We start from the raw sequence: 11,626 nt of genomic DNA on the forward strand, positions 1-11,626 counted from the left end.
TCCCCTTGGATAGGGGAAAAAAAGTGCTAGGATATTTCCTTATCTTCAATTCCGTAACGGTTTTAACCAGAGGTAATTATCAATTATCCATTATCAATTATCCATTAATGAAAAGACAATTTCTGGATGAATTAACTCAAAACCTTCATCTCTCAATTTTTGATTTGATACCCTAGTATTAAAAAGGCGTGTTGAAGGGGTGGAAGCATCCCAATAAATCTTTCCTAAACCCTGATATTTGTGTAAACCATCAAGTAATTCTCGACTAGGTATTGGTACATTATTAACCAAATTGTAAATACCCTGCAACTGTTTCTCTCTAGCAAACTCTAACCCTCCCACAATATCATCTAAATTAATCCAGTTGGTAAAATGATCGCCACTACCAGGGCGAGTTTGACCTTCCCACCTACTAAAAATTTTCACTAACTCCCGGCCTGGACCGTAAATTCCCCCTAAACGTAGAACACACACTCGTTGTTGAGGAGTGGATGCAGATAATAACACCTGTTCAGTTTCATGGAGAATTTTTCCACTATCAGTCGCAGGGGTAACGGGGGAATTTTCATCTACCCACTCACCATTTTTGTCACCATAAACTGAGTAACTAGCTGTATAAATTATTTGCTGTACAGTTGGAGTTTTTTTCAAGGCAGTCACTAGAGTGTGGGCAGTTTCTAGATATGTTTGTTTGTACTCCATGCCAATATGAGAGCGAAAACCTACACTCAACAATACCACTTCTTGATTTTGCAATACATCCTGCATGGCGCTAGAGTCATTGCCTTTCATTACTACTACTTGTGGTGTTATATTTTGTAATTCTGAAACTCGTTCTGGGGAGGTAGTAGTTACAGTTAATTGATAACCTTTTTCGCTCCAGAGTTTAGCAACTGCAGTGCCAACATAACCACAACCAATAATTGCAATTTTCATTCTGTTCTTTCCAAATATTACTTACTTTTGATACTATACCTGATTGAGTTAAAATATAGTAATTTAACTATTAGCAGTTAGCTCTGCTGCTTGAATAGTAATATCATGTTTGAATAAGCTCATTATAATAATTTTTTTGTTTGTAGTTGGGCTTTAGCCCATCATCTTTATCTTAGGGCTAAAGCCCAACTACCAGCTCAATAGTAATTCCTATTATAAAGAAAATTAGTTAATAAATAATGGCTGATAAGGCAGTTCCGACCCAGGAAGCTAGCTGATGAATGTTAGCTCCGCATGCCGCAGGAAATGCTGACAAAATTATAATTTTGACTATTGTTGTGCATTTTTAAGGTTGGTAAGGTAAATTTATTTTTGCTCTTTTTTTGTTTCCTATTTTCTCAAAATTGTAACTTTGTACCTAACTTATTATAATAATTGCTATAACAATTTTTGACTCTTAATTATAGGGAGATTTTTATTAGTATTATGAATATAGCAGGAAATTCAATTTATCAAGTGGGAGGAAGTTTGCCCCCAGATGCTCCGACTTATGTAACCAGACTTGCCGACGAACAACTTTATCAAGGTTTGAAAACTGGTGAATTTTGTTATGTATTGAACTGCCGTCAAATGGGAAAATCTAGTTTAAGAGTTAAAACTAGACAACGGTTGGAAGTAGAAGGAATTGCTTGTGCAACTATTGATATTACAGAAGTTGGTACTTGGGAAGTTACTCCTGACCAATGGTATGCTGGAGTAATTGATAGTATTGTTAGTAGTTTAAATTTAGACGATTTTTTTGATATTGATGATTGGTGGTCGGTTACAAATAGACTCTCGAATGTCAAACGTTTTAGTAAGTTTATCAGAGATTTTTTGCTGCCTACTGTTAAGCAAAATATTGTGATTTTTATTGATGAAATTGATAGTACCCTCAGTCTACCTTTTAATATTGATGATTTTTTCGCCGTAATTCGAGATTGTTATAACAAAAGAGCAGATAATTCAGATTATCAAAGATTAACTTTTGTGATGATTGGTGTGGCAACTCCGGCAGATTTAATTAGGGATAAAAAACGCACTCCTTTTAATATTGGTATGCCGATAGAATTAACGGGTTTTAAAATCTCAGAAGTAGCTGCTTTGGGTAGAGGTTTGAGAGGCAAAAGTGCAAAAATTAATCAGTTATTAGAAGCTGTATTATTTTGGACGGGAGGGCAACCTTTTTTAACTCAAAAATTGTGCAATTTAATTCAGAAAAATGGGGATTTGATTGGGAAAAATCAAGAGGCAGAATGGATAGAGAATTTAGTAGAAAAACAAATTCTGGAGAATTGGCGGATACATGACGATCCAGAACATTTAAAGACCATAAGCGATCGCCTTTTAGTCAATGAAAAACGGGCAAGTCGGTTATTAGGTTTGTATCAGCAGATTTTGAATAATGGGGGAGTTGTGGCAGATGACAGTCCCGAACAAATGGAACTGCGACTAACTGGTTTAGTAGTAAAGTCTGAAGGTAAATTAATAGTAGCTAACCGAATTTATCAGTCAGTATTTAATGTTACTTGGGTAGAGAAAGAATTAGCAGGTTTACGACCTTATTCAGAAGCTTTTGCTGCTTGGTTAGCTTCTGGTTATCAGGATGAGTCGCGACTTTTGCGGGGTCAAGCTTTACAGGAAGCTCTAGCATGGGCAGCAGCTAAGAGTTTGAGCGAGCAAGATTATCGGTTTTTAACGGCAAGTCAAGAACTAGATAAACAAGAAATGCAACAGACATTGGCAGCAGAAAGACAAGCAGCTCAAATATTAGCTGAGGCAAATCAGATATTAGAAGTATTACTCAAAAGTGCCTCATCAAAAACACTATTTCTCGCTGGTCAAGAGTTTGAGGCATTACTAGAAGCATTGAGGGCAGCCAAAATTCTACAATCATTATCCAAATCAATTAGAACAAAAGCTGATGCTGAAATGCTCGTGGTAACAGCACTGCATCAGGCAGTCTATGGAGTTAGAGAGCGTAATCGTTTGGAAGGACATAAAGACGGAGTAAGTAGTGTTTGTTTTAACCCTAGTGGTACTTTGATTGCTTCTGCTGGTAGGGATAATTCTCTGAAACTTTGGAGTATTAGTGGTAAAGAATTAAAAACTTTTACGGGGCATAGCGATCGTATCTATAGCATCTGTTTCCATCCTGATGGTGAGATACTTGCATCTGCCGGTGCGGACACAACTATTAAACTTTGGGGTATTGACGGAACAGAATTACAAAGTTTTACAACAGGACATACCGATCTGCTTAACAGTGTTAGTTTCAGTCCGGATGGTCAAACTCTTGCTTCTGGAAGTTTTGATAAAACTATTAAACTTTGGAGTTTAGATGGTAGAGAGTTACAAACTTTGATTGGACACAAAAATCGGGTCTCTAGCATCAGTTTTAGTCCAGATGGTCAAACTCTTGCATCTGCCAGTGCTGACAAAACTATCAAACTTTGGAGTTTAGATGGTAGGGAACTGAAAACCTTTATTGGGCACACTTATAACGTTAATAGCGTCAGTTTTAGTCCTGATGGTCAAATGATTGCATCTGGGAGTTCAGACACAACTATCAAACTCTGGAATTTAGATGGCAAAGAATTAAAAACTTTTAGAGGTCACAGAGATTGGGTAAATGCGGTTAGTTTTAGCCCTGATGGTCAGATACTTGCATCTGCTAGTGCTGACAAAATCATTAAATTCTGGAATATTAAGGGCAAGGAAGTACAAACTTTCCGTGGTCACAGTAATAGAATTTATAGCGTCAGTTTTAGTCCAGATGGTAAAACTATTGCCTCTGCTTCTAGGGACAATACAATTAGGCTCTGGAGACTTAAAAGCACAGAACGAAATATTTTCAATGGTCATAGCAATGAGGTTAGTAATGTCAGTTTTAGCCCTGACGGTCAAACTATTGCTTCCGCTAGTTATGACACCACTGTTAAACTTTGGAATATTGATGGCAGAGAACTAGAAACCCTTAATGGTCATACAGGTAGAATTTATAGCGTGAGTTTTAGCCCTACTCAGAAAATTATTGCTTCCGCTAGTCAAGATGAAACTATTAAACTCTGGAGTCTAGATGGCAAGGAACTGCAAACTTTTCAGGGACATAGAGAACGAGTTTATGATGTTAGTTTTAGCCCCGATGGTCAAACCCTTGCTTCTGCTAGTTACGATAGCACTGTTAAGCTCTGGAGTCTAGATGGTAAGGAAATACAAACTTTTGATGGACATACAGATGCAGTCTTTCATGTCAGTTTTAGTCCAGATGGCAGAATAATTGCTTCTGTGAGTAAGGATGGTAGCATCAAACTTTGGCATTTGGATGGCAAGGAAGAACAAACTCTTCAAGAATATGGGAATGCTGTGATTACAGTTACTTTCGACCCTACTGGGAAGCTACTTGCTACTGCTAGTGATGATGATACTATTAAACTTTGGAGTCTTGAGGGAGTTAAACTACAAACTTTTAAGGGACATAGTCGTAGGATTTATAGCCTCTGTTTTAGTCCAGATGGTCAGATTCTTGCCTCTGCGAGTATGGATAGAACTATTAAACTTTGGAATCTTAATGGCAGGGAATTACATACTTTTCAAGGGTATCCCCGTGGTCTCAATAGTATTTGTTTTAGTCCAGATGGTCAAATGATTGCCTCTGGTAGCACAGATGGCAAAGTAATTTTGTGGAATCTCAATCTAGAAAATCTGATAAAACTCGGTTGTGAGTGGGTGGGAGATTATCTGCAAAATAATCCTAATGTTAGTCAGAGCGATCGCCACCTATGTGAATTTTTTTGATGTTCAATTCTGTGAATCAAAAATTGAGAGTATCAATATGGCAAGAGTTTTAAGTTTATACTAAAATTTCTGGTGTTGATGATTTTAGCTATGATTTTTCTGGCATTGTAGAAACCGGGTTTGTATTAGATGCCGATGCCTTACTACATCTGTCTCCAACAAACCCGGTTTCTTATAACATTCTCCTTAGATTTCATAGCTCAATTAACCAACGCCAAATTTCTAAATATTTATTTCAATAAATCAGCAAACAAATGCTATTTCGACAACTAATAGACCCAATAACAAGCACCTATACTTATCTATTCGCTGATGAGGCAAATAAAACAGCAGTGTTAATTGATCCTGTTTTTGAACAGGTCGAACGAGACTTGCAATTATTAACAGAATTAGGATTACAACTAGACTATTGCTTGGAAACACACATTCATGCAGACCATATTACAGGAACTGGTCAACTAAAGACAGTCACGGGATGTTTAGGTGTTGTGCCAAAAAACGCTCAAGTGACTTGTGCCGATCGCTTTATGGAAGATCGAGAAATATTGGAAGTAGGAGAAATTCAAATTCAGGCGATCGCTACTCCCGGTCATACAGACTGCCATTTAGCCTATTTAGTAAACAACAAATACCTACTTACAGGAGACTCACTATTGATTAGAGGTTGTGGTCGGACAGATTTTCAAGGGGGAGATGCAGGAGTCTTATATGATGCAGTTACTCAAAAGTTATTTACCCTTCCCGATGATACTTTAGTTTATCCCGGTCACGACTACAAAGGTCAGACTGTTTCTACCATTGGGGAAGAAAAACAATTTAATCCTCGTTTTGTCGGTCGCGATCGCTTGAATTTTATTCAATTTATGGCCACCTTAAATTTGCCTTATCCAAAAAAAATGGCAGAAGCTGTGCCAGCGAATCAAAACTGTGGTAAAATTACCGATGATTTAGATTTGGTAGTCCTGCATAGTAATGGTAAATAGGAATAAGCAATGCCTAGCACGGGAGCAAGATGCTCCCACTGCCATGCCTCGTAACAAAAATAATTACAATGCACCACCACCTTACATTTAAAGCCTCGCCCTTTATAGTGGCTCATTACTGAAACTGAATAATTGGACAGGGGTTAGCGTAACAATTAGAGCTACTATTATTAATTGTTTTACGAAACATGATATAAGTTATATTTGTAGTAAATCACTTTAAAGATGTCACAAATAGTTTCAAACTTTAAATGTGAAATAATTTCCTGAAATTACTTCATAGTCAAAGTTGTTAGCCTATAAAATCTTGCTTTTAACTTTTGACTCTTAACTTTTTATTTCCGTGAAACGGTATTACTCATGTTAGTTTGGATTATTGGTCATTTCTTAGCAGTCGCTATTGGCATTAGTCTAGGATTAATGGGTGGTGGTGGTTCTATGTTGGCAATTCCAGTTTTAATCTATGTTATGGGATTGGATGCCAAAGAAGCTATTGCCATGAGTTTTGTGGTGGTGGGTATAGTAAGTTCAATAGGACTTATTCCTCATTGGCTAGAGAGAAATGTCAACTTCAAAGTTGCCATAATTTTTACTCCTCCTGCAATGTTGGGGGCTTTTTTAGGGGCACGTCTCGCTTCACTACCACTTATTACAGATACTATTCAACTGATTGTTTTTGCCATAATGATGCTAGTTGCCAGCGTGTCAATGATTTGGGGTCAGCTAAATCAGTTGCAGAATGAATTACCACATTCACCTCAAAATCATGGGTTGTTGATGATGCTGGAAGGATTAGGGATAGGAACTGTAACAGGTTTTGTAGGTATTGGTGGAGGTTTTGTAATTATTCCGACCTTGGTGCTTTTGGGTGGAGTTCCGATGAAGGAAGCGATCGGCACATCGTTACTGATTATTGCTTTTAAGTCAGTAACAGGGTTTGCAGGTTATTTAGACCAAGTGGTTTTGAATTTTTCTTTAATTGCTTCTTTTACACTTGCAGCAGGAGTTGGTACTGTTAGTGGTGCTTATTTAACTAAGTTGATTGAGGCCAAACAACTTAAGAAGGGATTTGGTTTTTTTGTGCTTGCTATAGCAGTTTTGATTTTAACTCAACGTTTGATTTCTGATTTAGGATGATATAGCCAGCACTTACGAAAAGACGAGATATTCTGGCCTTTACAAGGTTTAATAGTTATTCAAAAAGCTCTAAGTATTAAGTATTGCTCAAATAACTTCACAAAACAAGTTGTTAATAAGTAAAAAAAAGTGTTATTATAGTAGTTTGGCAGAATATTGTAAGAATCACTGCCAAGGTTGAGTTAGGGTGACAATTAACTATGACAACACAAGTATTGCCTCAAGTCAATAGCCTTGGAGATTGGGCATCTTTAGCCTTTGAAAAGCATTTTCAGAAAACTCTAAAACATGAACCAGAGGTACTAAAAGATCGAGATCCAGAGGAACTCCATCAAATGCGGGTAGGTATGCGTCGTTTGCGCTCTGCTGCTCAAGGTTTTGGACCTGTTGTAGCTTTACCAAAAGCTGCTCAAGATCAAAAGATTGGTAAAATTGCTCGTTGTTTAGGTGGTTTAAGGGATTTAGATGTGCTTTTAGAAGCTCTAGAAAATCGCTATAAACCAAATTTACCTACTCTAGAACAAATTGAGCTGGATAAGGCTATGCAGCAGTTGCGAAAACAGCGTCGCCACGCTTTTAAAAAAGTAAGGGCAATACTTGGAGATAAGAGTTATCTAATGTTGAAACAGAAATTGCAGGAATGGTTAGATAGCCCAATTTATACAGATATTTCTCAACTACCAATTCAAGAAGTATTGCCAGATTTGTTATTACCTGAAATTAGTAAATTATTTCTTCATCCAGGCTGGTTAGTAGGGGTAGAAAAAGAGGATTTAGAAACAAGTGATAATCAGGATTTTTTGCTACAAAAAACGAATTCCAAATATCAAGTTGTGAAAATTAATAATGATACCTCTGCTATAAATATTAGTGATGCTGAGGAAGAAAACCTACATAGTTTGCGTAAAGAAGTGAAGCGGGTTCGTTACCAGATGAGTTTGTTTACTGAATTTTACGGTTCAACTTATGAGGCTTATTTAAGAGATATGAAAGAACTCCAAGAATATCTTGGTGATATTCAGGATAGTGCAGTTTTAAGAGAATTTCTGGAAAAGATATTGCAATCTAACATTGACAAAATTCTGCCCAACTTGGCAAAGCAACTTAAACAAAGTCGGGAGCAAGCGTTGCGAAAATGGCAAGTTTTGCAAAGACGATATCTTAATATTCAAGTTCGACAAAATTTCCGTTCAGAATTATTGCGACCTGTAACATAAGTTTAGACGAGTATAGAACCCCTGAAGGGATCTATTTAAAATTATAGATTGATAGTAGGGGTAGGGACGTTGCATGCAACGTCCCGACAGGAGTGTGGGGAGATGGGGAGATGGGGTGTATTAGATATCTCCCACTCATCCCATCATCAAATCAATTATTACCCATTTTTTATCAATTATAGCGCTAGGGAATAGGGAATAGGGAATAGGGAACAGGGAACAGTAGACTGTTAAAGGGTTCCATGATTTATAACTGCCCTAACCTGAATGGGTAGTGCTATACTTCTCCACCAGGACCTATTTTCTGGAGATACGGTTAGGGCTTCTATATATCTATAGCAGAGAACAGGCAAAAGCTTGAAAAATAGACAGTGTGATGGGGAGATAGGGAGATCGGGTATATTAGAATATTTTTCCATCTTTATCGTTGTATTTCCTATATCATATCTACAGACGACTCGTGGCTCAAAAATTTACTTCCCGGTTAAAGATTATAGCTATTGGCAACTAAAAACGCTGGTAATTATTTTCCTATCTGGGTTTTAGCGTTTTTTTTACCTCTATTTAGCGACAACTCTATGTCTCCCCTACTAGACTGACACAGCTAAAACTGTGCAATAGATTTTTGTTTCCAGGTGTCTTTTTCTCCCCACCCTCCCCACACTTCCCGCCCTCCCCACACTCGCCATCTAACAGAACATTTTAGATGAAACAATCCACTACTCTCCTACTCCCGTAATTCCCCACTTCTCGAATTATAGGAGATGTCCACTCACTAAATTCTCTGAGAAGACGAGATTTAATATCACTCTAAATCTCAATTCCCAGATCTGATATTTCCTAAAAACATAATCTTTTGTGCTACAAAATCAAATCCTAAATCTAGGTTTTTTAAAGATTCGGTAAAGAAAAAGCTTGGTGTAACTGATAATATAGCTATAAGCAATAATTATTATATCAACGTTTATTCGTTGTTCTACGATTGTTAAATTTTTATTAAATTTTAAATTAATAACAAAATGCAGCATGATGGTGCAAGTAAAATTATCGCTATTGACAATCTAGATAATCTGAAATAGCTTAATATAACTTGTCTATACAACATTTAGCACAACAGATTTTGGGATAATTTTTCTACAGGAAATCCTTAAATTAGATTTTAGAAATATCAAAAAACTAATACATTTCTAGAGAGGAAATTTTATGAAGCTTTGATGAAGTTTTGATGAAAACACTAATTTTCTATTGCAATTTTCTTATAGTCAAAACTATAGTTGGGAATAAGCAAGTCTACGAAATTAATAACATATTTTAGAGAGGCTGTATCCTAGTTTATGTAAGGATCAAAGCAAATATTAACTGTGTGAAAAGTTTGAATTTGGAAAGGGTGTTTAAAAAACTTACGTTATAGGGCTTATGCAGTATTGCTACTGCTTTTATTCCTTTCATTTATTCGGAGAATAACTGATAACTATGTCTCAACTTGATGAACCGGTACAGAGTTACTATGTGCCACTGCCAGAAGATGATTTATTCGAGACTTTTGATACGATCAATAATAATGCTGATGGCGATATCAACAATGTAATATCAGTAGCTGTGGCTGCAGATAATACAATTGTCTATTACGATCATTGGGAAGATGGTTACGATCCAAACCCTAATGATACCGACAATAAGCAGGCTAGCACAGAAATATGGGGGGATGGTGACGTCTCTAACGGTGCAGCACCAGGAGTTTCAACTAACGCTGACGACGTTCTTCAATCTGGCGATGCAATTGTCCTGGATAATGCTATTCCTTCTACCAATAACTACCGAAATCCCAACACCATCCTGTATGATGGGGCTGACCTGATTTAGGCTACACTGCCTATTGCCGTGACCCGCTTTGCCTTCCCAGACGATCCAGGTTCCCTCATGGCAGGTGCGGTTGAAGTTTTCAACCAGGATTCTTGGGGCGATCGCTTCCAGATGGGACCCCGGATAGCGATGGCATTGTGGACCAGGTTGGCGATGTCATTAATTATGAAATTGCGGTTAGTAATGTCGGTTTCCAAGACCTAACAGGTGTCGTGGTAACAGACCCCCTCTTAGGCGGAAATCTGAGTAACCCTGTTGAGTCTCTAAACCCTAATGGCATTTTAGAGAGTGGATAAACTTGGACTTACACGGGAAGCTATACCGTTCAGGAGTCTGACATTGAGACCAATGGTGGTGGCGATGGGGATATCGACAACATTGCCACAGTTGATACCAATGAGACACCTCCGAGCAGCGATTCTGAGGAAGTGCCGATAAATCTGATCACTATTAGCGGTAATGTTTCTGAGGATATTGACAACGATTATACTGGTGATGTCAACCTCGAAAACGTCACGGTGGAATTGCTTGATGGCGAGGATGACGTGATTGCCACCACTACTACTGATGTAGATGGCAATTATGAGTTCACTGACTTAGAGGCGGGTGATTACACTGTTCGTCAAACTAACTTGGATGGCTATTCTGATGTCAGCGATACCGATCCTCCCAACGACGACAACTTGATTAGTGTTACGTTACCAGGAGATGAAGACTCCACGGGTAATGATTTTGTGGATGAGCAAGTTGGCACTATATCAGGTACCGTTTTTGAAGATACCGATAACGATGGCACGGGTGATACTCCTCTAGAAGGTGTAGAACTGGAATTGCAGGATGACCAAGGCCAGACCGTAGGCACAACAACTACAAATGAAGACGGCACATACTCCTTCACAGATGTAGCACCTGGTGAATACAGTGTGATTGAAACCAACCTACCTGGTTATGAAGATGTGAGCGAGGTAGATGGTGGTGATGATGAGGATCATCCAGATAATGGCATTGTTAACAACATCCCTGTGACTGTTGCCCCTGGTGAAGACGATACAGGTAACGATTTCGTTGATGAGATAGTTTTGGGCTCCATTTCCGGTCAAGTTACCGATGATGAGAATAACCCACTAGAAAATGTGCCCATCGAATTGTTTGATGAGGGTGGTAACTCTGTAGGTACAACAACTACAGATGCTAGTGGTAACTACTCCTTCACAGACGTAGCACCGGGTAACTACAACGTAGTAGAAACCAACCTACCTGGTTATGAAGATGTATCTGAGGTAGATGGTGGAGATGATGGAGACAATGAAGATAATGGCATCGTCAACAACATCCCAGTAACCGTTGACCCTGGTGAAGCCGATACTGGCAAAGACTTTGTGGATGCTCCCAATGCTGGTTCCATATCAGGTCAAGTTACCGATAATAATGGCAATGGCCTCGGTGGCGTGACCATTGAGTTACAACTACCTGATGGCACAACTGTCGGGACTCCAATTACGACTAACCCCGATGGTACATACTCCTTTACAGGTGTAGAACCGGGTAACTACAACGTCATTGAAACCAATCTACCTAACTACAGTGATGTATCGGAAGTAGATGGTGGAGATGATGGAGACAATGAAGATAATGGCATCGTCAACAACATCC

General features: G+C 38.3%; 8 protein-coding genes. 7 read left to right on the forward strand and 1 reads right to left on the reverse strand.

Annotation, left to right across the window (positions count from 1 at the left end):
• Positions 1–93: 93 nt before the first annotated feature.
• Positions 94–936, reverse strand: a complete 843-nt coding sequence (locus ACP6PK_RS15330; RefSeq protein ID WP_426560508.1) for an SDR family oxidoreductase — start codon at positions 934–936, stop codon at positions 94–96.
• 486 nt (positions 937–1,422) lie between these two features.
• On the opposite strand from ACP6PK_RS15330, the gene ACP6PK_RS15335 reads away from it, so the two are divergent.
• The 7 genes from ACP6PK_RS15335 to ACP6PK_RS15365 form a co-directional block, all read left to right on the forward strand.
• Positions 1,423–4,773, forward strand: a complete 3,351-nt coding sequence (locus ACP6PK_RS15335) for a WD40 domain-containing protein (RefSeq protein ID WP_426560510.1) — start codon at positions 1,423–1,425, stop codon at positions 4,771–4,773.
• A gap of 254 nt (positions 4,774–5,027) precedes the next feature.
• Positions 5,028–5,756, forward strand: coding sequence for an MBL fold metallo-hydrolase (locus ACP6PK_RS15340; protein ID WP_426560512.1), 729 nt, complete (start codon positions 5,028–5,030; stop codon positions 5,754–5,756).
• Positions 5,757–6,116: 360 nt separating this feature from the next.
• Entirely contained in the window at positions 6,117–6,893 is a 777-nt protein-coding gene (locus ACP6PK_RS15345) for a sulfite exporter TauE/SafE family protein (protein WP_426560514.1), read from the forward strand.
• Between the two features lie 200 nt (positions 6,894–7,093).
• Positions 7,094–8,110, forward strand: coding sequence for a CHAD domain-containing protein (locus ACP6PK_RS15350; RefSeq protein ID WP_426560516.1), 1,017 nt, complete (start codon positions 7,094–7,096; stop codon positions 8,108–8,110).
• 1,473 nt (positions 8,111–9,583) lie between these two features.
• On the forward strand, positions 9,584–9,973 hold the full coding sequence (locus ACP6PK_RS15355) for a hypothetical protein (RefSeq protein WP_426560518.1): 390 nt from the start codon (positions 9,584–9,586) through the stop codon (positions 9,971–9,973).
• Positions 9,974–10,110: 137 nt separating this feature from the next.
• Complete coding sequence (locus ACP6PK_RS15360) at positions 10,111–10,269, forward strand: hypothetical protein (protein ID WP_426560520.1); 159 nt, start codon at positions 10,111–10,113, stop codon at positions 10,267–10,269.
• A gap of 228 nt (positions 10,270–10,497) precedes the next feature.
• Positions 10,498–11,626: MSCRAMM family protein (locus ACP6PK_RS15365; protein WP_426560522.1), on the forward strand; the 1,129-nt coding region annotated here is incomplete at its 3' end.

This window comes from Dapis hubbardiae BLCC-M172 (genome assembly GCF_050016015.1).
Lineage (GTDB): Bacteria > Cyanobacteriota > Cyanobacteriia > Cyanobacteriales > Microcoleaceae > Trichodesmium.

Bases quoted from the DNA above. Each gene is read 5' to 3' on its own strand.
- ACP6PK_RS15330 (WP_426560508.1), bottom strand. From the start codon at position 936: ATGAAAATTGCAATTATTGGTTGTGGTTATGTTGGCACTGCAGTTGCT.
- ACP6PK_RS15335 (WP_426560510.1), top strand. From the start codon at position 1,423: ATGAATATAGCAGGAAATTCAATTTATCAAGTGGGAGGAAGTTTGCCC.
- ACP6PK_RS15340 (WP_426560512.1), top strand. From the start codon at position 5,028: ATGCTATTTCGACAACTAATAGACCCAATAACAAGCACCTATACTTAT.
- ACP6PK_RS15345 (WP_426560514.1), top strand. From the start codon at position 6,117: ATGTTAGTTTGGATTATTGGTCATTTCTTAGCAGTCGCTATTGGCATT.
- ACP6PK_RS15350 (WP_426560516.1), top strand. From the start codon at position 7,094: ATGACAACACAAGTATTGCCTCAAGTCAATAGCCTTGGAGATTGGGCA.
- ACP6PK_RS15355 (WP_426560518.1), top strand. From the start codon at position 9,584: ATGTCTCAACTTGATGAACCGGTACAGAGTTACTATGTGCCACTGCCA.